The following is a 19,341-nucleotide window of genomic DNA, read 5'->3' as shown; positions in this document are numbered from 1 at the left end:
GATCCCGTCCGGGCACGCCCCCGTCCCTCACGTCCTGTCGACAGTCCGCGCTCGGAGCACACGCGCCTCTCACTCCCGGGCGAACCCCATACCCCGCCGGTGTTCGCGGGCGCTGCTGCCGGAGACCTCCGGGTGCCTCTGCCGGAGCCCACCGGGGGCCTCTGCCGCCGGGCGGAGCGACGCCCCGCCGGCCGCGCGGGTGCACGGTCGGCGGGGCGTGACGGGGCTCAGCTCGAGCGCGTGCCGCGCTGCGCCCCCACTGTCTCTACGTACGACCGCGCCACCGCCGGGGTGTCGATACCCAGGAGCACGTCGACATTGGGGGTCTGCTTCCAGCGGTCGATCATGTGCACCACCGTCTGCCCCCTGGTGAACTCACCGTGGAGCTCGATGTCGACATGGAGGTGCCGGACCTCGAACCAGCCGGGGTTGATCGCGTAGGCGATGCATGGCACGTCGTTGAGGTGCATCCCCTCGTCCTTCCACTCGGGCATGTCGAGGCGATCCTCCTGATTGTCCGGGTAGCCGATCATCTCGCAGAGTGCTCGAGCGGCATCCGAGCCGGACGTCCACAGGCCCTCGAGATTCTCGACGGACAGCGCGAACTGCCTGCTGACGTCAAGACCGACCTGCGTCAGCGGCGCGCCGGACCGGACGAGGATGTGCGCGGCCTCGGGGTCGTTGTAGATGTTCGCGCTCGCCACGGGCGTGACGTTCCCCCACGTCAACGCTGCGCCGCCCATGTAAATGATCCGGCGGACCGACTGTGCGACCTTGGGCTCGATCGTCAGCGCGAGCGCGACGTTCGTCAGCGGACCGAGCGCCATGATCGTCAGTTCCCCGGGCTCGGCCATCACCGCATCGACGATCGCCTTCGCCGCTGTCCGCGTCGGGGAGGAATCCGCGTCCTGCTCCGGGAAATCCCAGAAGCCCAGGCCGCCGACCCGGTGGATGTGCTCGGCGAAGTTGGGCTCTCCGACCAGCGGCCTGGCGGCGCCCTTGTGCACCGGGATCCCGGTCCTCCCCGCCACCGCGAGGATCTTGTGCATGTTCCGTGTCGCCGTGTCGACGTCGACGTTGCCGAAGACCGTCGTGATGGCCTCCACCTGGAACTCGTCGGCGGCCAGGGCCCAGAACAGCGCCGCAGCGTCGTCGATCCCAGGATCCGTGTCGATGATCAAGCGCTCCATTGTCACTCCATACCTCTCGCAGGTGTCCGGTCGTTGCCGAACGTTCTGACGCGGGCGAGGCGACCGACACGTCGGCCTGTGGCCTCGCGTCGCCGTGGCGCCCCGCACGTGCACAAAGGCGTATGCACGCCCCTTCGAATGCCATCGCAAATCCTATAGGATAGGAAGATCGTTTCATAGATGCGGCCGCTCGGGCAGTGAGACGTCCACCCGCGACCCGGGCTCGGACACGGCTCCTGCGCCGGCCCGTGCCGACCGTCGTCGAGCACGCATCGCACGTCGCACGGGCGGCTCCCACTTGGCCGTCGGACCGGCGATCGCCACCGCCGCGCTCGTCAGCGCGCTCGACCTCGGCTGCCCTGGATAGCCTGGCGACGTGAGCGGAGGGGCGGATCGTGAGGACGTCGGGCAGTCCACGCAACGGAGCCCCGCGACGGAACCGTCCACCTCCCATGGCACGGCCGACGCCCCGGAGCATGCCACTCCGTCTGAGCCGGTCGCCCGCATCACCTACCTGTACCTGCGTCTCATCCTCATGACGCTGCCGGCGCTGCTGCTGCTCGGCTCGGTCCTCGCGTTCTTCTGGCTCGGCGCGATCGAGGAGTCGGTCAGCGCGTACTACCTGGGCCCGATCCGGGACATGTTCGTCGGCGTGATGATGGGGATCGCGGCGTGCCTCGTGGCCTACCGCGGGGCCTCGGCGCTGGAGGACTTCAGCCTCGACGTCGCGGGCTTCTTCGCGATCTTCGTCGCCCTGGTCCCCACGTCGATCGGCCCCACGCTCGACGCCCTCGACGCCGCCGCCCGCCACGAGATGATCACCGCCCTGAGGGCCACATGCGTGACGGTCCTGGTGATGTCGGTGGTGTTCGTCGTCGTCGAGGTGCGGTTCGCCCCGTCCCGGCCGGCGCCGCTCAACAGGCATCGGCTCACGCGGGTCGTGGCGAACGTGATGAACGCGGTGCTGGTGATGTTCGTCGGGCTCGTCGTCTGGCGACTGGTCGAGGGGGAGGACTTCGCCGGCGTCCACGTGTCCGCCGCAGTGCTGCTCATCGTCAACCTGGCGATCGCCGTGGCGAGCCACGCGTGGCCGGAGCTGACGGGCGGGCCGCACGCCTCCCTCGACGCCGGACGGCGTGACCTGCGGCGCCGCTACCGCCTCATCTTCTGGCTCATGGTCGCCGGGGCGCCCCTCTTCGGCGTCCTGCACCTGCTCGGCTGGGAGTACCGGCTGCTCGCCGTCGAGTGGTACGAGATCGCGCTGTTCGTATGGTTCTGGGCGCTGGAGACGCGGCGGACGTGGGCCCGCGGACTTGCACGCCGACAACGCGGCGCCGCCCGATAGGTCGTTCGCCCACGACGGCATGTCGGCACCGCGCAGAGGACCAACCGCGCGTTCGGGGCGCGGCCGACGGAAGCCGGCAGGCGTGACCAGGACACGGTCCGCGGCAGACCGCATCTACGGAACGAGCGTCACCACGTCCGGGAATCTGGCGGCGAGCGCGGCGTCGAACGTCGCGAGCCGGCCCCCACGGTGCCGTGCGAGAGCGACCAGATAGGTGTCGGTCACCTGCCGGTGTCCCAGCGTCCCGGTCATGTCGACGTCCCGGTAGGAGAGGTCGTCCGGCCAGAACACGCATGCCGGATGCGTCCCGAATCCCTCAAGGAGCGCAGCCGCGGCACGGCTCCCCTCACCGGTCCGGACCAGGAAGCGCGTGAGCGCGCCCTCGACGACCGGGCACAGCGCGAACGACTCGACGCCGTCAACCCACCGCTCTGCGCGGTCGTGGTGCTCGTGCTCGGCGACCGCCAGGGCGATGAGGACGTTCGCGTCGAGCAGGACGGTCACGAATCGTCGTCCAGTGCCGCTGCGACCTCGTCCGCGGTGACCTGCCTACCCACCGACAGGACGGGAAGACCCGTTCGTGGGCTCGTCCCGATCTCGACAGGCGCATCGAGCTGCGCGAGACCGCGGACGGTGAGATCGGCGAGCACCGACGACAGCGACGTGCCACGGGAGCGCGCGAGCTCCTGAGCACGGCGGTGCACGGCCGGGGGCAGGTCGACGGTGGTACGCACATCTGAATCATAGGTGATGCAGATATGATGCACAGTGCGCGTCACCGCTGCTCCCCCAGCTCACGGACGGGGCGGAGACGCGGTCGCGGGCCGCGGAGCTCCGACTCGATCCGCGCGACGACGACCTCGGGGCGAGCGGCGTCCTTGGCGTCGAGCCTGATCATCGTGTCGCCGAGCGCCTCGATCGCGCGCTGCCGGTCACGCTCCGCGATCCGCTCAAGCGACCGCTCCCGCGGGTCCGCGTGGGTGTACTTGTCGCCGCCGTCGAACTCGACGTGGAGGTAGCGCGTCGACCCGTCCCGCCGCTTCCCGTCCGGGATCGCGAGGTCGGTGAAGAACGTGCCGATCGCCGTCTCCACCGGGCACTGTGCGATCACGTCGCGCCTCCCCCACCGCAGGACCACCCACCGGGTGTGGCTCTCCCAGTGCGACTCCGCCCACGGGCTTGCCCAGGTCAGGGCAGTGATCGCCCTCCGTCTGCCTCGCGCGCCGGCAGGGAGCTCATCGACGAGCCCTAAGAGCTGATCGCGCGCGAGCTCGGCGGCGCGCTCGGTCTCGGGGCGGTGATAGCGGTCGAAGCCGCCGGCGACGCGAAGCAGATCGTCTGCCGTGACGAGGGCGTCGCGCGGGTGGGCCGAGCGCACGATGTCGAGGACCGTGCGGTGGGGCGACGTCACCGGCAGCCCTTCGAGATGAACGACATCCTCCTCGGGGAGCGCCGCGACGTGCCGTACATGATCGAGGTGCACACCCTGGCGCCGACGCGTGGGGCCGCACAACTCCGGGCGGTCGGGGACGCCCCAGGTGCGGATGCCGTGCAGCAGCGCGGCCGTGTAACGCGAGAGAGCCTGCGACGACGGCGTCGATCGGCTGACTGCCACGGCTCGCGCGAGGTGCGTGGCCGCGAGCAGCGCGAACCGGTCCAGTCCCTGGGGAATCAACGCCACCCAGCCGCGGCGGACGGGGAGCAGGGAGTAGGCGGGCCTTCCGTCTCCGCCGGCCGTCAGGAGCTGCTCGGCGCGGCCGCCCGGGATGATCAGCGGCCGCCCACGGCTGGCCTCCACGACGAGCGGGATCGTCGGTGGGCGGAACTCTGGTCGTTGCTGGGAGGTCACCCGGGGCAGGCTGCCGCGGGGCTGGGCCACCGAGCGCGGGCGTCCTCGGTTGCTGTGGATCAGATCGCGCGAGGGCCGCCTGTGGAGACGTCGTCGACGGTGGCGGCGACGACGACGACGGCGACGACGGCGACGGCGACGCTCAGTCAATCGGCAAAGCGCCGAGTCAATCCCCCGCGGGAACTGACTCGGCGGCTAGCCGATTGCCTCGGCGAAGACGCGAGACAGGTGGACGGGGTGGCGCGCCCAGAGGAGGACCAGTCGGTCGGCGCCGAGCTGTTCGGCGGGGCGGGCGCAGCGACGCCCAGTCAATCGGCAAAGTGCTGAGTCAATCCCCCGCGGGAACTGACTCGGCGGCTAGCCGATTGCCTCGGCGAAGACGCGGGAAAGGTGGCCGACCCGCCGACCCGCCTACGCCGGCACACCGGCAGCTACGCCGGAGCGCCGGGCTGCTCCGCCCTCGCGTCCTGGGACTCCTGCTTCGCCTGTGCCCGCAACGTCTTCTCGTCCACGGGCGCCTCGCCGGACGCACGGAGCCGCCGCTGGTACTCGCGCGTCTCCTGCTGCCGCTCGGCCTCGCCCGGCCCGGCGATCGGCGCGCCGAGGTGCTCGGGCGAGTAGCCGAACGCGTCCACGAGAGCCTTGGCGTGCGGCCGCAGCCGCGCGAGCAGCCGCTCCACGTAGCTGGTCACGGTCTTCGCCCGCTGGGCGGTCATCCGCCCGTTGACGAGGTACCACGCGAGGTCGTCCTCGATGACGGTGAGGCCGTAGAGGTCCCGCACGGTGCGCAGCACCTCGAAGGTCTCCTTGTCCCGGACCCGCGACAGCGCGTCGGTGAACGCCTCCCACGCGAGCAGCTCCCCGTGCGCGCGGGCGGCCGCGATGATCCGGTCCTGGTGGGAGTTGAAGACCTCGAACGCCTTCTCGTCGGACATCCCCCGGGCAGAGCGCATCCCCATGACGATCTCCTCGACCATGGTCTCCACGCGCTCCTCGAGGAGCTCGCGCTGCACGTCCGCGGAGCGCAGGTGCCCCGCGGAACGGGCCTTCGACCCGGAGTCCCGGATCGACTGGGCCGCCCGACGCAGCGGCGTGCGGTGCAGGGCCGTGTCGGCGGCGCGCGCGGCGACCCACCGCACGGTGCCCGCCACGTCCATCTGCATCATCTCCTTGCCGGCGTCGGTGAGCAGCCGCTTCCCGACGAGCTGGAGGAGCACGTTGTTGTCGCCCTCGAACGTGGCGTAGACGTCGAGGTCGGCGTGCAGGCCGGTGAGCCGGTTCTCCGCCATGTACCCGGCGCCGCCGCACGCCTCGCGCGCCTCCTGGATCGTGTCGAGCGCGTTCCAGGTGGCGAGCGGCTTGGTGGCGGCGGCGAGGGTCTCGAGGTCCTGGCGGTCCTCGTCGGTGTCGTGACGGCCGGAGAAGACGTCGTCGAACCGCTCGAGCAGCTCGGCCCCCAGGAACGTCAGCGCGTACGTGCGCGCGATCCGCGGAAGCAGCCGCCGCTGATGGCGCTGGTAGTCGAGCAGCACGACCTCCTCCTGCGGGTCACCGCCGGTGAACTGGCGCCGCTGCTCCGCGTGCGTGACGGCGATCGCGAGCGCCATCCGCGCGGAGCCGGTCGCCGCGTTGGACAGGGACACGCGCCCCTGGACCAGGGTCGAGAGCATGGTGAAGAACCGGCGGCCCGGGGACTCGATCGGCGAGGAGTACGTGCCGTCGGCAGCGATGGCCCCGTAGCGCGGCAGGAGGTTGACCCGCGGGATCCGCACGTGGTCGAACCACAGGCGCCCGTTGTCGATGCCGTTGAGGCCGCCCTTGACGCCGTCGTCGGCGCTGCCCACGCCGGGCAGCAGCACGAGCGACCCGTCCGGCCGCTCCTCGCGCACCGGCACGTACATCGCGTGCACGCCGTGGTTCACGCCGTCGACGATCAGCTGCGCGAACACGACCGCCGCCTTCCCGTGCAGGGCGGCGTTGCCGAGGTACTCCTTCTGCGCGGCCTCGACCGGCGTGTGGACGACGATCTCGTCGGTGTCGGGGTCGTAGGTGGCGGTGGTGAGCACGCCGGAGACGTCGGAGCCGTGCCCGCGCTCGGTCATCGCGAACGCGCCGGGCACGCTGAGGTCCATGGCGCCGGGCAGGAAGCGGTCGTGCTGCTCGGCGGTGCCGAGGTGGAGGATCGCCGACGCGAACAGCCCCCACTGGACGCCCGCCTTGATCTGCAGCGACGGGTCCGCCACGACGAGCTCCTCGAACGACGCCAACGAGCCGCCGTGGTCGTCCTGGCCGCCGAGCCGGGCGGGGAACGCGCGCAGCGGGTCCCCGATCTCGGTGAGCAGGTGGAGCTGGGTGAGCACGCGCTCGCGGTGCTCGTGGTGGGTCAGCCCCTCGATCTTGCGCATCCGCGGGTCGAGCGCGAGGTCCCGCGCGGCGGAGCGCAGGTGCCACCAGCGGCCGCCGAGCAGCCGCGTGATCTCGGCGCCGTCGATACGCGTGTCGGCCCGCTGGACGCTCGCCGGGGTGTGCGCCGATGGCGTCGTCGTGGGCGAGTCGTGCGTGGGGCGGATGGGTGTCTGGGTCACGTGACGTCCTTGTCGGTTCGGGTGGTCGGGACGGTGCGGGGGCGGGTGTCGCTGCGGGCGCGCCGCAGCACGCCGACGGCCCCGTCCCACAGCCAGGAGGCGATGAAGGCGGCGAGCTCGTCGCGGTCGACGCCGGCCACGGCGGTCTCGAGGTCGAGGTGGGTCAGTCCCCCGACGCCGGAGCTCACCTCCGCGGCCGCGTCCGGTCCGGAGGTGGTCGGGTCGGGCACGTCCTGCCCGACGCCGGAGCCCGCCGCCGCGGCTGCGTCCGGTCCGGAGGTGGCCGGGGCCGCGGAGGAGGCGTCCACGCCGATCCGCTCGAGCTCGGCGCGGGCCGCGAGCCAGCGGTCGGCGACGGACCGCACGGTGCCGGTGACGCCGGACGCCCACAGCGTGGCGCGGGTCGCCTGCTCGGGCGAGACGTGCTCGACCTCGGCGTCGTCGTCGAGCCCGAGGACCGCGGGGACGAGCGTGCGGGCGATGACGACGTCGACCTCGGCGACGAACCCGCGCACGTCCCCGGCCGCCTCCCCCGTGGGCGAGGTGACGAAGGCGTAGACGTGCGGGGCGTCGTCGACCATCTGCAGGTAGGCCGCCACCATCGAGTGGATCCGCTCGCGCGGGCCGCCGGTGCGCGCGGCGGCCTCGGTCAGCTCGCGGAGCATGCGGTGCAGGACGTGCTGCCCCACGGCGCGCTGCAGCCCGGCCTTGTCCGTGAAGTAGCGGTAGAGGATCGACTTCGACGTGCGCATGTGGGCGGCGAGGTCGTCCATGGAGACGTCCGGCCCGCGCTCGTGGACGCAGCGGCGCGCGGCCCGCACGAGCTCGAGTCGCCGGGCGGCGCGGTGGTCGTCCCATCTCGTCGTCCGGCCGTCGGCGCGCGGTGCGGCTTCCGTCGTGCGGCCGTCGGCGCGCGGCGCGGCCGCCCCGGGCGCAGCGGCGCCCGAGACATCCTCGGTCCCGGCCTGTACCATGTACCCAAAGTATCAGGTACTTTGAGTACCGGCCAGATGCGCCCGTGTGCACCGTCGTTCCAGCACCGTCGTTCCAGCCCGCGTTCCAGCACCGTCGTCCCAGCGAAGCGAGGACCCCCACGTGATCCCCATGCCCACCCCGCGCCGCGCCGCCGTCGTGGCCGCGAACCGCACCCCGTTCGGCAAGGCCGGATCGGCCTACGACTCCCTCAGCACCAAGGACCTGCTCACGGCCGCGCTCGACGGCCTCGTGGCCCGCACGGGTCTCGCCGGCGAGCGGATCGACGAGGTCGTGGCCGGCGCCGTGCTCAAGCAGCCCAAGGACTTCAACCTCACGCGCGAGTCCGTCCTCGGCACCGCGCTCGACCCGACGACCCCCGCCTACGACGTCCAGCGCGCGTGCGCCACGGGCATGGAGGCCACGGTCGGGATCGCCAACAAGATCGCGCTCGGCCAGATCGACGTCGGGATCGCGGGCGGCACGGACTCCGCGTCGGACGCACCCATCGTGGTGACGGACAAGCTGCGGCGGGTCCTGCTCAAGGCGTCCCGCGCGCGCTCGACCGCCGACCGCCTCAAGGCGTTCGCCGCGCTGCGCCCCCGGGACCTCGCACCCGTGGCGCCCGACGTCAACGAGCCCCGCACCGGCCTGTCCATGGGCGAGCACCAGGCGCTGACCACCGCCGCCTGGGGCATCACCCGCGAGGCGCAGGACGAGCTCGCGCTCGCCTCCCACACCAACCTCGCCGCCGCCTACGAGCGCGGCCTGTTCGACGACCTCATGACCCCGCTGCGCGGCCTGACGAAGGACGAGGGCCTGCGCCCGGACACGTCGCTGGAGAAGCTCGCCACGCTCAAGCCGGTGTTCGGCACGAAGAACCTGCCCGAGGGCGCGCCGCCCGCCACGATGACGGCCGGCAACTCCACCCCGCTGTCCGACGGCGCCTCCACCGTCCTGCTCTCCTCCGACGAGTGGGCGACCGAGCGCGGCCTGCCCGTGCTCGCGCACGTCGTCGACGCCCAGCCGGGCGCGGTCTCCTTCGTCGACGGCGCCCAGGGCCTGCTCATGGGCGGCGCGTTCGCCATCCCCGCGCTGCTCGAGCGCACCGGCCTCACCCTCGCCGACTTCGACCTCGTCGAGATCCACGAGGCCTTCGCGTCTACCGTGCTCGCCACCCTTGCGGCGCTGGAGGACGAGACGTTCGCGCGCGAGCGCCTCGGCCGCAGCGAGCCGGTCGGCACGGTCGACCGCAGCCGCCTCAACGTGGCGGGCTCGTCGCTGGCCGCCGGCCACCCGTTCGCCGCAACCGGTGGGCGGATCGTCGGCACGCTCGCCAAGCTCCTGGCCGAGCGCGGCGAGTCCCAGGTCCGCCCCGGCGAGAAGGCCCTCGGCCTCATCTCCGTGTGCGCGGCCGGCGGCCAGGCCGTCGCGATGGTCCTGGAGGCGGCGTGAACGACTCCTACCTCTCCTTCGTCAATGGCGGCCCGGGCAAGGCGGTCGCCAAGCAGCTCGGCCTGCCCCGACCCGCCGTCCTGCGCCGGACGGCGGACCTGACGGACGTCGACTCCCCGCTCGTGCCCGGGCGGGTCGTCGTCCTCACCGACGGCTCCGACGCCGCGCGGGTCGACGCCGACGCCCTGGTCGAGCACCTGCTCGCCTGGGGCGCCGACGTGCGCCGCGACGCAGGTCCAGGCGGCGCGCGCAAGCTGGGCGCCGTCGTCCTCGTGGCGACCGGCCTGGAGCGCAGCGCCGACCTCACCGAGCCGGCCCTCGCCGTCGGCGGGACGCTGCGGGAGCTCGCGCCCAGCGCGCGGGTGCTCGTGCTCTCCCGCGCCGCCGGGCCGGAGGACTCCCCGGGGCTCGCGGCGGCGCGCGCCGGGGTCGACGGGTTCGTGCGCTCGCTCGCCAAGGAGCTGCGCGCCGGTGCGACCGGAAACGGGATCGCCCTGGCCGGCGGTGCGTCTGCGGGCGATCCGTCGCCGGCGGGGGCCGCCCGGTTCCTGCTCTCGGCCCGCTCGGCGTTCGTCGACGGACAGATCCTCACCGCCGGGCCCGGAGGGCAGGCCCCTGCGGACTGGGCACGGCCGCTGACGGGTCTCGTCGTCGCCGTGACGGGGGCCGCGCGCGGCATCGGCGCGGAGATCGCCCGGGTCGCGGCCCGCGACGGCGCCCACGTGGTCGGGGTCGACGTGCCCGCGGCCGGCGAGGCCCTGGCCGCCACGGTCAACGCGGCGGGCGGGATCGCGCTCCAGCTGGACGTCACCCGCGACGACGCCGCGGAGCGGATCCTCGCCGCCGCCCACGCACGGTACGGGCGGCTCGACGTGGTCGTGCACAACGCCGGGATCCTGCGCGACAAGCTGCTCGCCAACATGACCGAGGACCGGTTCGCCGACCTGCTCGCCGTCAACATCGCGGCACCCGTGCTGATGAACGAGACGTTCGCCGAGCCGGGCGCGCTCGGCGACGCCGCGCACGCGCCGCGGATCATCTCGCTCGCCTCGACGTCGGGCATCGCGGGCAACCGCGGCCAGACGAACTACGGGTACGCGAAGTCCGGGATCATCGGGATGACGCGGGCGCTCGCGCCGCTGATGGCCGCATCCGGCGGGACTGCCAATGCCGTGGCGCCGGGCTTCATCGAGACGGACATGACGGCGAAGATCCCGGCGGTGCCGCGGCAGGCGTCCCGGCGGATGTCCTCGCTGCAGCAGGGCGGGCTCCCGGTCGACGTGGCCGAGGCGATCGCGTTCCTCGCCTCCCCGCAGGCCGGCGGCATCAACGGTGAGGTGCTGCGCGTGTGCGGCCAGCTCCTCGTGGGGCGGTAAGGCTGTGACGACCCCGACCCCCGAGTCCATAGGGGACGGCGCCCCGACGACGAACCCCACCCCGAGGTCGTCGAGCGTGCGGTTCTCGACCCTCGAGGGTGCGGACGCCGGGCCGCCGTCGTCGTACCGGATCGAGGACGTCGGCGACGTGCCGCCGCTGGGCGAGACCTACCTGGCGGTGCTCGCGCGCTCCGCGCGGGCCGTCCTCGCGACGCGCTCGGCCGCCGGGCTGCCCGAGGTCGCGCTCACTGCCGGCCCCGTGCGCGCCGAACCCGAGCACCTCACGGCGTACCAGCACCTGCTGGGAGCGCCCGTGGACGACACCGTCCCGCCGGGCCTCGTCCACGTGCTCGCCTTCCCCCTGGCGGTCAGCCTCATGGCCCGGGCGGACTTCCCGTTCTCCCCGCTCGGGGCGATCCACGTGGCCAACCGGATCGAGCAGCTGCGCCCGGTCGAGCTCGGGGAGGAGCTCACCCTCACGGCCTGGGCGCACGACGCGCGCGAGCACCGGCGCGGCACGACCGTCGAGCTGTCGGTGCTCGCCCGGACCCTCGACGGCGAGGCGGTGTGGTCCGGCCGGGCGTCGTACCTGTCCAAGGGATCGGTTCCGGACGGACTCGAGCGAGGGCCGGCTCCCGAGCCGCGACCGACCGTCGACCTGCCCGAGCGGCCGCAGGCCCTCTGGGCGGTCTCCGAGTCCGACATCCACACATATGCACAGGTCTCGGGGGATCGCAATCCTGTCCACACGTCCTGGCTGGGCGCTCGTGCGTTCGGGTTCCCGAGGCGGATCGCGCACGGCATGTACACGGCCGCCCGGGCCATGCACGCGATGGGTCGACCCGGCGCCACCGCCTGGGACGTCGACTTCGGCAGCCCCGTGATCATTCCCGCACGGGTGGCATTTGCGCAGGTCACGGACGCATCGGAGCCTTCTCGGAGCACCCCCGACGGCGAACAGCCGGCCGGCGACGCACCTCACGGTCCGATCACGTCCCGGGCCGTGGTATGGGACCCGAGGCGCGGCAAGGTCCACCTCACGAGCTCCGTGACCACCTGGACGGTCGACCGGGACGGCTAGCTGTCCACAGCCTGTGTCCACACCCGTGTGCACGGAGCCGTGGACAAGCGGAACATCCTGTGGAACACCTACGGACACCGTGCGGATACCCGTCGGACACCTGGGCGTGGAGATCCGTCCGGAACCTGTGACCGTCGCCGGGGTCCCGCCGGCACCGGACGTCCGGTCCGGCGACGGTTAACCGGTTGGGTGCCGCCCCGGCGCCGACCTACCGTTGCCCTCATGTCCGCCACCCTGCGCGCGCTTGGTCTGCGCGCCTCTCGAGGTCCGCGCGAGCTGTTCGCCGATCTCGATCTCACCGTCTCGCCCGGCGACGTCTGGGGGCTCGCCGGCGCGAACGGCGCGGGCAAGTCCACGCTCCTGGCCATCCTCGCCGCCGCGGGCACGGGCGCATCTCGCTCGCCGGCCCGCCCAGACGGCGCACCGAGGTTCTCCACCGACGGTGGCCCGGGGTCTCCCGCCGACGGCGCACCGGGATTTCCCGCCGACGGCGCACCGGGATTTCCCGCCGACAGCGCACCGGGGACTCCCGCCGACAGCGCACCGGGGACTCCCGCCGACGGCGGCCCGGAGGTCTCCGGTCAGGTGCTCCTCGCTCCCCCGACGGCGTCCGTCGGCCTGCTCACCCAGGAGCCCGACCGCCGGCCCGGCGAGACGCTCGCGGGAATGATCGGCCGGCGCACCGGCGTCGCGCCGGCGGAGGCCGAGATGAACGCCGCCGCCACGGCGCTCGCCGCCCCGGAGCCCGGCCGCGGCGCGGAGGACCGGTACGCCGCGGCGCTCGACAGATGGCTTGCGCTCGGTGGCGCCGACCTGGCCGAACGCACGCAGGAGGTCGTCTCCCGCCTCGGGCTCGGAGCGGATGTCGACAGCGCGATGACGACGCTGTCCGGCGGTGAGGCGGCGCGCGCGTCGCTGGCCGTGCTGCTGCTCCAGCGCTACGACGTCCTGCTCCTCGACGAGCCCACCAACGACCTCGACCTCGCGGGGCTGGAGCAGCTCGAGCAGTTCGTCGTCGGGGCGCGGCAGGGCATCGTCGTGGTCAGTCACGACCGCGAGTTCCTCGCGCGCACCACCACCGGCATCGTCGAGATCGACGCCGCCCAGCACCAGGTGACGGTCTACGACGGCGGCTACGACTCCTACCTGGCCGAGCGCGCCCTCGCTCGCCGCCGGGCGAGGGAAGCCCACGACGAGTACGCGGGCAGGGTCGCCGACCTGCGCGCGCGGCACCAGCAGCAGAAGGTGTGGACGTCGACCGGCATCCGCAACGCCCGTAAGAAGGCCACCGACGGCGACAAGCACATCATCCACGCGGCCAGGGCCCGCACCGAGAAGCTCGCGTCGAAGATCTCCCAGACCGAACGGGCGATCGAGCGGCTCGAGGAGGTCCCCGAGCCGCGCAAGGAGTGGGAGCTGCGGATGAGCGTCGCGGAGGCGCCGCGCTCGGGGACGGTCGTCGCCACGCTCGACGACGCCCGCGTCACCCTCGGGGCCCCGCCATCCGGGCCGACGGCCCCCGTCACCTCGTCACCGGCCGACGGCGACACACCCCCGGATCCGGCCGACGCCAACGCCAACGCCAACGCCAACGGCCACACACCAACGGCCCCACCCCCGCACGGCACCTTCACGCTCGGTCCGATCACCGCCCAGATCTCGTGGGGCGACCGCGTCGTGCTCACGGGGGCGAACGGGTCGGGCAAGACGACGCTGCTCGCGATGCTGCTCGGGCGGATCGCGCCGGAGCAGGGGCGGGCGTCGCTCGGGTCCGGCGTCGTCGTCGGGGAGGTGGACCAGGCGCGCGACACTTTCGCCGTGAACGAGCCTCTGACCAGGGTGTTCACCGATGCCTCCGGACTCGACCCGGAGGCGTCCCGCACCCTGCTCGCCAAGTTCGCCCTCGCCGGCGACCGGGCGACCCGGCCCGCCGCCTCCCTGTCCCCCGGCGAGCGCACGCGCGCCGCGCTCGCGCTCCTGCAGGCCCGCGGCGTCAACCTGCTCGTGCTCGACGAGCCGACGAACCACCTCGACCTGCCGGCCGTCGAGCAGCTCGAGCAGGCGGTGGACTCGTTCGGCGGCACCGTGCTGCTCGTGACCCACGACCGCCGCATGCTCGCCGGCGTGCGCGCCACGCGGCGCTGGCGGATGGACGCCGGCCGCCTCACCGAGGAGCGGTAGCCGACCGGCCGCACCACGAGCGGGCAATGGGTTGAGCGACGACTCAGCGGCCCCTGTCCGCTGACCGGTCGCGTTGCCCACCGACCGGTGGGGAGCGGCGGCGTGCAACGGCTCCTATGGCGCCGAGGCAGCGGGATATGTGCCGAGTCAGTCGACGCGGTGGACTGACTCGAGCGCTACCCGATTGCCTCGGCGAACCCGGGGGTGGAGGAGGTGGCGCGGACCCGGAGCGAGGCGGCCCCAGCGAACGGCGGCCCCAGGGAGCGGCGCCCCAGCGAACGGCGGCCCCAGGGAGCGGCGCCCCAGCGAACGGCGGCCCCAGGGAGCGGCGCCCCAGGAAGGGACGGCCCCGGGTGCCGCACCGCACCGCGCCCGTCAGTCCTGCGGCGCAGCGCCCAGCTTCTCGCGGCGCATCCGGTGCAGGATCGGCTCGGTGTACCCGTTGGGCTGCGTCGCGCCCTCGACGATGAGCGCCCGCGCCGCCCGGTAGGCCACGCCCGGCCCGTCCGGGCCGATCAGCGCCTCGTACCCGGGGTCGCCGGCGTTCTGCTCGTCGACCACGGGGGCCAGGCGGCGCAGCGAGTCGTCGACGTCGGCCTCGGTGATCACGCCGTGGTGCAGCCAGTTCGCGAGCAGCTGGGAGGAGATCCGCAGCGTGGCCCGGTCCTCCATGAGCGCCACGCCGTGGATGTCCGGCACCTTCGAGCAGCCCACGCCCTGGTCGATCCAGCGCACCACGTAGCCGAGGATCGACTGGACGTTGTCGTCGAGCGAGGAGCTCACCTCGTCGTCGGAGAGGTCGTGGGCCGACAACGGCGGGACGAGGATCGGGTCCACGACCTGCGGCTCGCGCCCGGTGATCTCGGCGCGCACGGCGTCGACGTCGACCTCGAGGTAGTGCAGGGCGTGCAGCGTCGCGGCGGTCGGCGAGGGGACCCACGCCGTGTTCGCGCCCGTGCGCGGGTGGGCGATCTTCTGCTCGAGCATGTCGGCCATGAGGTCGGGCATCGCCCACATCCCCTTGCCGATCTGCGCCTTGCCGGAGAAGCCGGCTCCCAGTCCGGCGTCGACGTTGGCCGTCTCGTAGGCCGCCATGAGCTCCAGGCCCTTGATCTGCCCCTTGGGCAGCATCGGACCGGCATGCAGGGACGTGTGGATCTCGTCGCCCGTCCGGTCGAGGAACCCGGTGTTGATGAACGCCACGCGGTCCGCGGCCTCGGCGATGGCGGCGCGCAGGTTGACGGTGGTGCGCCGCTCCTCGTCCATGATGCCCATCTTGATCGTGCCGTGCTCGAGACCGAGGAGCGCCTCGACGCGGGAGAACAGCTCGGCCGCGAACGCGACCTCCTCGGGCCCGTGCATCTTGGGCTTGACGATGTAGATCGAACCCTCGCGGGAGTTCGTGCCCGCGCGCTCACCGGCAAGGTCGGGGAGGTTGCCGAGCGCCGTGATCGCGGCGTCGAGGATGCCCTCGAAGACGTCCTCGCCGTCGGCGTCCTTCACGGCGTCGGTGCGCATGAGGTGGCCGACGTTGCGGATCCACAGCAGCGAGCGCCCCGGCACCGTCAGGGTCGAGCCGTCCGGCGCCGTGTACTCGCGGTCGGCGTTGAGCACGCGGCTGAACGTCTTCCCGTTCTTCGTCACGTCCGCGGTGAGCGTCCCCTGCACGAGCTCGCGCCAGTTGCGGTAGCCCAGGACCTTGTCCTCCGGCACGACGGCGGCGACCGAGTCCTCCAGGTCCATGATCGTGGTGATCGCGGACTCGAGCACGATGTCCTGCACACCCGCGCCGTCGGTGGCGCCGATCGCCCCGGACCGGTCGACGACGAGCTCCAGGTGCAGCCCGTTGTGACGCAGCAGCAGCGTGTCCGGCGCGGTCGCGTCGCCCGTGTACCCGGCGAACGCGCCGGGCTCGGCGAGGCTCACGCTCTCCCCCGAGCCCAGGTCCACGCGCAGGGCCCCGTCCTCGACCCGGTAGGCCGTGGCGTCGGCGTGCGACCCGGAGGCCAGCGGGACGGCCTGGTCGAGGATCGCGCGGCCGCGGCGGACGACCTCGGCGGCCCGCACGGTGTTGAACTCCTTGCCGCGGGCGTGCTCGCCCGCGTCGGGAACTGCGTCCGTGCCGTAGAGGGCGTCGTACAGCGAGCCCCACCGCGCGTTGGCGGCGTTGATGGCGAACCGCGCGTTGAGCAGGGGCACGACGAGCTGGGGGCCGGCGACGTCGGCGACCTCGGTGTCGACCTTCGTCGTCGTGATGGTGAAGTCGGCCGGCTCCGGGACGAGGTAGCCGATCCCGGTGAGGAACTCCTTGTACTTCACCGGGTCCGGCAGGCCGGGCTGGTCCTTGTGGTACTGGTCGATCGTGGCCTGGAGGTCGTCGCGCACCGTGAGCAGGCGGCGGTTCTCCGGCGTGAGGTCGGCGATGATCGACGCCAGGCCCTGCCAGAAGGCGTCGGCGTCGAGGCCGGTGCCCGGCAGCGCCTCGTCCTCCACGAACGCGGCCAACGGGGCGAAGACGTCGAGGCCCGCGCGCCCGACCCGGTCCTCGGCGGTGGAGCGCTCGTGGTCGGCGGGCTGTTCGGTCGTCATCTTCTGAACTCCTTGGCTCGATGTCGCGATACGTGTCCTCGGCGGGCCGCACGCCCCCTCGCTGCGGCCGCTATACCACCAGCCTACGGACATCCGGGTACCTGGGAGCAGGATAATCCACTGAGCGGAAACCCGGTTTCGACCGAGCGCGGGTCGATGCGTCCACGACCCGGCACGACCTTGCCAGTGAGGGCAGCCTTACCTAACTATGGGGTCATGTGCCTCTGCGACGCCGGACCCAGCCCGCACGTGCTCCTGGTCGGCGAGCACGACGACATCCCCTACATCCGGTCGGTCCTCGCGCGGCTGCCCGAGAACGCCTACGGACAGGTCTACCTGGAGGTCGACACCGACGAGCACCTGCCCGACGTCGTCGCGCCCGAGCGCATCGGCATCCGGTGGCTGACGCGTGCGGACGTCGGCGACGAGGGGCACCTGCTGCTCCCCAAGGGCGCGCGCCTCGAGCGGGCCGTGCGCGCGTGGCTGTCCGAGTGGCTGTGCGACGCACCCGACGAGGGGCCGATCGTCGTCTGGGTCGGCGGCTCGGACAACCCCCGGCTCGCGGAGCTGCACCTCGAGCTGCACGCCCGGATCCACCAGCACCACCACCGGCAGGGCGCCCGGTCCGCCACGGACCGGGCGCGCCCGGGGCACCGGCCCCCGGAGGCCTGAGCCGGACCTCCGTGGCTCGGCACGCTCGACGGTCAGAGCGCGAGCACGAGGCGGCCGCGCACGCCGCCGGCCTCGAGCCTGCGGTGCGCCTCGGGCGCCTCGTCCTTCGGGAGCACCGCGGCCACCCGCAGCGTGACCGCCCCCTTCTCGGCCTGCTTGCGCAGGGTGTCGAGCTTGGCGCGCTCCTGGGCGTACGTTCCGACGAAGATCGGCGCGAAGGTCACGCCCCGCTCGGCGGGCTCGTCGTAGCCGCGGACGGTGACGATCTCGCCGCCGTCCTTCAACGCCGGGACGAACGCGGCGTGCAGGAGCGCCCCGTCGATCGCGCCGTCCACGCCGTCGGGGTACTTCTCCCGCACACGCGCGGCGAACTCGTCGCCCCGCTCGAGCACGACGTCGGCACCCAGCTCCTTGACCAGCTCGACGTCCTTCTCGGCGGCGTCGGCGACGACGGTGAGCCCGTCCGCCTTCGCGAGCTGCACCGCGTAGCCGCCCATCGCCCCCGCGGCCCCGGACACGGCCACGACGCCGCCGCGCGGGAGCGCCAGCGTGTCGAGCGCGAGGCGCGCGGTGAGGCCGTTCATGGGCAGCGAGGCCGCCTCGGCGTGGCTCGTGTCGCGCGGAGCCGCCACCACCGAGTCCGCCGGGAGCGCGACCTTCTCGGCATACCCGCCGTGCGAGCCGTTCGGCACGACGATGCCCATCACGCGGTCCCCGACCTTGAGCGTGGTCTCGGCGCCCGGCCCGATCTCCTCCAGGACGCCCGCGACGTCCATGCCCGGCACGATCGGCGGGTCGCCGGCAGGCCGCCGTGCCGTCCCCGCCCGTCGGGTCGTGTCCGTGGGGTTGACGGCGGCCGCGTGCACGCGGACGAGGAGCTCACCCTCGCTCGGCGTCGGGTCGGGGCGCTCGATCACCTCGAGCACGTCGGGTCCGCCTGGGCTCTGCAATCCGATGACCTTCATACCGGCGCCAACGGGTGAGGCCCACGAGTCATTCCGACGTCGGAGACCCGATCCGCGAGACGTTCCAGCGGCTGCCCGGCGGACCGGCGGCCCGGCGGCCCGGCGGCCCGGCGCGACCTCAGCCGGCCGGCACCCCGAGGTCGATCACGGTCAGCGCCGACTCCAGGCCCCGGAAGTCAGCACCGTTGCGCGTCAGGAGCCGGAGACCGTGCCGTGCTGCGGTCGCGGCGATCTGCAGGTCCATCCGTCGTGGTCGCGGGTTGCGGCCGTGGTGGCGCACGAGCGCGGCAAGCGCCCCGTAGTACTCGGCACTCGCCGTGTCGAAGGCGAGCACCTCGAAGTGCTCGAGGATCGTCTGCACGCGCCTGCGTCGATACATCTGGGCGACCGGGTCGGCCGCTGCTGTCACGCCGTACTGCAGCTCAGCGATCGACACGGCCGAGACCGCGACCTCGTCCGCGGCCTCCGCCACCTGTGCGGCCGGAAAGTCGATCAGCACCGAGGTGTCGAGCAAGGCACGACGCGGCTGATCCGCGGTCACCGCAGCGCCCGGTCGAACGGATCGACGAGCTCGTCCGGACCGAAGACCTCGTCGGCCGCACGCAGGTCGGCCTTCCACGCCGCCGGTTCCGGTCCGGGCTCAACGGCCAGCACCTCGGCGGCGGCGGAGACGGTCACGAAGTGGCGGCGCCCCGTGTCACGCCGGTGCGGCACGACGTCGGCGACGGGCCGACCGTTGACCGTCACCACGAAGGACTCACCCTCAGCGACGCGTCGCATGACCGATGCGTTGTCGTTCCGCAGGTCGGACTGGCGAATCTCCACACTCATAGCGAAAGCATAGCGTTCTCATAGCGATGCGTCGAGGACGGCGCTTGCTAGCGGGTCCACGTGACGATCTGGTGACGCCACACCATCCGGCGCGCGCCGCCGACGATCTCGCCCCACGACGTCGCACATGAACCGCACCCTCCGGCCCGCGAGTCGCTCACCCCCGCCTCCGTGACATCACGAGCCGTACTCCGGCAGAGGTGCGAAGCGACGCCTAGCGGTTCAGGAGGCGATCGCCCCGCGTTCGCAT

At 72.9% G+C, this 19,341-nt stretch carries 16 protein-coding genes; 6 read left to right on the top strand and 10 right to left on the bottom strand.

The genetic code is table 11. From position 1 onward, the window contains the following. Nucleotides 1-227 precede the first annotated feature (227 nt). Nucleotides 228-1,190, bottom strand: a complete 963-nt coding sequence (locus ACPYO4_RS02465; RefSeq protein ID WP_425707617.1) for a nucleoside hydrolase — start codon at nt 1,188-1,190, stop codon at nt 228-230. 376 nt (nt 1,191-1,566) lie between these two features. Here ACPYO4_RS02465 and ACPYO4_RS02460 point away from each other — a divergent pair, with 376 nt between their 5' ends. After that, nucleotides 1,567-2,535 carry a hypothetical protein gene (locus ACPYO4_RS02460; RefSeq protein ID WP_425707616.1) on the top strand — a complete coding sequence of 323 codons (969 nt, stop codon included), beginning with the start codon at nt 1,567-1,569 and terminating at the stop codon, nt 2,533-2,535. 114 nt (nt 2,536-2,649) lie between these two features. Here ACPYO4_RS02460 and ACPYO4_RS02455 read toward each other — a convergent pair whose 3' ends face one another. The 5 genes from ACPYO4_RS02455 to ACPYO4_RS02435 all read right to left on the bottom strand — a co-directional run bounded on the left by ACPYO4_RS02455 (nt 2,650) and on the right by ACPYO4_RS02435 (nt 7,943). Continuing rightward, entirely contained in the window at nt 2,650-3,039 is a 390-nt protein-coding gene (locus ACPYO4_RS02455; protein ID WP_425707615.1) for a TA system VapC family ribonuclease toxin, read from the bottom strand. Continuing rightward, the gene (locus tag ACPYO4_RS02450) at nt 3,036-3,314 is read right to left on the bottom strand and encodes a hypothetical protein (protein ID WP_425707614.1); all 279 of its coding nucleotides are present in this window, start codon (nt 3,312-3,314) and stop codon (nt 3,036-3,038) included. The genes ACPYO4_RS02455 and ACPYO4_RS02450 overlap by 4 nt, the downstream gene beginning before the upstream one ends. Next, nucleotides 3,311-4,384: a hypothetical protein gene (locus tag ACPYO4_RS02445; RefSeq protein ID WP_425707613.1), complete on the bottom strand. Its 1,074-nt coding sequence runs from the start codon at nt 4,382-4,384 to the stop codon at nt 3,311-3,313. The genes ACPYO4_RS02450 and ACPYO4_RS02445 overlap by 4 nt, the downstream gene beginning before the upstream one ends. Before the next feature lie 431 nt (nt 4,385-4,815). Continuing rightward, a complete protein-coding gene (locus ACPYO4_RS02440; protein ID WP_425707612.1) occupies nt 4,816-6,969 on the bottom strand; it encodes an acyl-CoA dehydrogenase in 2,154 nt (717 codons plus the stop codon). Further along, nucleotides 6,966-7,943 carry a TetR/AcrR family transcriptional regulator gene (locus ACPYO4_RS02435; protein WP_425707611.1) on the bottom strand — a complete coding sequence of 326 codons (978 nt, stop codon included), beginning with the start codon at nt 7,941-7,943 and terminating at the stop codon, nt 6,966-6,968. The genes ACPYO4_RS02440 and ACPYO4_RS02435 overlap by 4 nt, the downstream gene beginning before the upstream one ends. Nucleotides 7,944-8,073: 130 nt before the next feature. On the opposite strand from ACPYO4_RS02435, the gene ACPYO4_RS02430 reads away from it, so the two are divergent. From ACPYO4_RS02430 to ACPYO4_RS02415, 4 genes are all read left to right on the top strand, one after another. Beyond that, entirely contained in the window at nt 8,074-9,396 is a 1,323-nt protein-coding gene (locus ACPYO4_RS02430; protein ID WP_425707630.1) for an acetyl-CoA C-acetyltransferase, read from the top strand. After that, complete coding sequence (locus ACPYO4_RS02425; protein ID WP_425707610.1) at nt 9,393-10,772, top strand: 3-oxoacyl-ACP reductase; 1,380 nt, start codon at nt 9,393-9,395, stop codon at nt 10,770-10,772. The genes ACPYO4_RS02430 and ACPYO4_RS02425 overlap by 4 nt, the downstream gene beginning before the upstream one ends. Before the next feature lie 76 nt (nt 10,773-10,848). Next, nucleotides 10,849-11,853 (top strand): MaoC family dehydratase, encoded by a 1,005-nt coding sequence (locus ACPYO4_RS02420; RefSeq protein ID WP_425707609.1) that lies wholly within the window; start codon nt 10,849-10,851, stop codon nt 11,851-11,853. Between the two features lie 222 nt (nt 11,854-12,075). Further along, nucleotides 12,076-14,034, top strand: a complete 1,959-nt coding sequence (locus ACPYO4_RS02415; RefSeq protein WP_425707608.1) for an ABC-F family ATP-binding cassette domain-containing protein — start codon at nt 12,076-12,078, stop codon at nt 14,032-14,034. A 375-nt stretch (nt 14,035-14,409) separates the two neighbouring features. On the opposite strand, the gene ACPYO4_RS02410 is transcribed toward ACPYO4_RS02415, so the two are convergent. Continuing rightward, nucleotides 14,410-16,623: a malate synthase G gene (locus ACPYO4_RS02410; RefSeq protein ID WP_425707607.1), complete on the bottom strand. Its 2,214-nt coding sequence runs from the start codon at nt 16,621-16,623 to the stop codon at nt 14,410-14,412. 216 nt (nt 16,624-16,839) lie between these two features. On the opposite strand from ACPYO4_RS02410, the gene ACPYO4_RS02405 reads away from it, so the two are divergent. Continuing rightward, the gene (locus tag ACPYO4_RS02405) at nt 16,840-17,295 is read left to right on the top strand and encodes an SIP domain-containing protein (RefSeq protein ID WP_425707606.1); all 456 of its coding nucleotides are present in this window, start codon (nt 16,840-16,842) and stop codon (nt 17,293-17,295) included. 32 nt (nt 17,296-17,327) lie between these two features. Here the strand turns inward: ACPYO4_RS02405 and ACPYO4_RS02400 are convergent, their stop codons facing one another. The 3 genes from ACPYO4_RS02400 to ACPYO4_RS02390 form a co-directional block, all read right to left on the bottom strand. Further along, a complete protein-coding gene (locus tag ACPYO4_RS02400; protein WP_425707605.1) occupies nt 17,328-18,221 on the bottom strand; it encodes an NADP-dependent oxidoreductase in 894 nt (297 codons plus the stop codon). Nucleotides 18,222-18,378: 157 nt separating this feature from the next. Next, nucleotides 18,379-18,801: a type II toxin-antitoxin system VapC family toxin gene (locus ACPYO4_RS02395; protein WP_425707604.1), complete on the bottom strand. Its 423-nt coding sequence runs from the start codon at nt 18,799-18,801 to the stop codon at nt 18,379-18,381. Next, a complete protein-coding gene (locus ACPYO4_RS02390) occupies nt 18,798-19,091 on the bottom strand; it encodes a type II toxin-antitoxin system Phd/YefM family antitoxin (RefSeq protein ID WP_425707603.1) in 294 nt (97 codons plus the stop codon). The genes ACPYO4_RS02395 and ACPYO4_RS02390 overlap by 4 nt, the downstream gene beginning before the upstream one ends. Between the last annotated feature and the right edge of the window lie 250 nt (nt 19,092-19,341).

Origin of the sequence: Georgenia sp. Z1491 (assembly GCF_049856175.1) — a bacterium.
In the GTDB taxonomy this organism is placed as follows: Bacteria; Actinomycetota; Actinomycetes; order Actinomycetales; family Actinomycetaceae; genus JB111.
The sequence above is the reverse complement of the archived record's forward strand: the minus strand, read 5'-3'. Positions and strand labels throughout refer to the sequence as shown.

What these genes read in the sequence shown, in the direction of transcription:
- ACPYO4_RS02465 (WP_425707617.1), bottom strand. Translation starts at nt 1,190, where the DNA reads ATGGAGCGCTTGATCATCGACACGGATCCTGGGATCGACGACGCTGCG.
- ACPYO4_RS02435 (WP_425707611.1), bottom strand. Translation starts at nt 7,943, where the DNA reads ATGGTACAGGCCGGGACCGAGGATGTCTCGGGCGCCGCTGCGCCCGGG.
- ACPYO4_RS02430 (WP_425707630.1), top strand. Translation starts at nt 8,074, where the DNA reads ATGCCCACCCCGCGCCGCGCCGCCGTCGTGGCCGCGAACCGCACCCCG.
- ACPYO4_RS02415 (WP_425707608.1), top strand. Translation starts at nt 12,076, where the DNA reads ATGTCCGCCACCCTGCGCGCGCTTGGTCTGCGCGCCTCTCGAGGTCCG.
- ACPYO4_RS02410 (WP_425707607.1), bottom strand. Translation starts at nt 16,623, where the DNA reads ATGACGACCGAACAGCCCGCCGACCACGAGCGCTCCACCGCCGAGGAC.
- ACPYO4_RS02405 (WP_425707606.1), top strand. Translation starts at nt 16,840, where the DNA reads ATGTGCCTCTGCGACGCCGGACCCAGCCCGCACGTGCTCCTGGTCGGC.
- ACPYO4_RS02390 (WP_425707603.1), bottom strand. Translation starts at nt 19,091, where the DNA reads ATGAGTGTGGAGATTCGCCAGTCCGACCTGCGGAACGACAACGCATCG.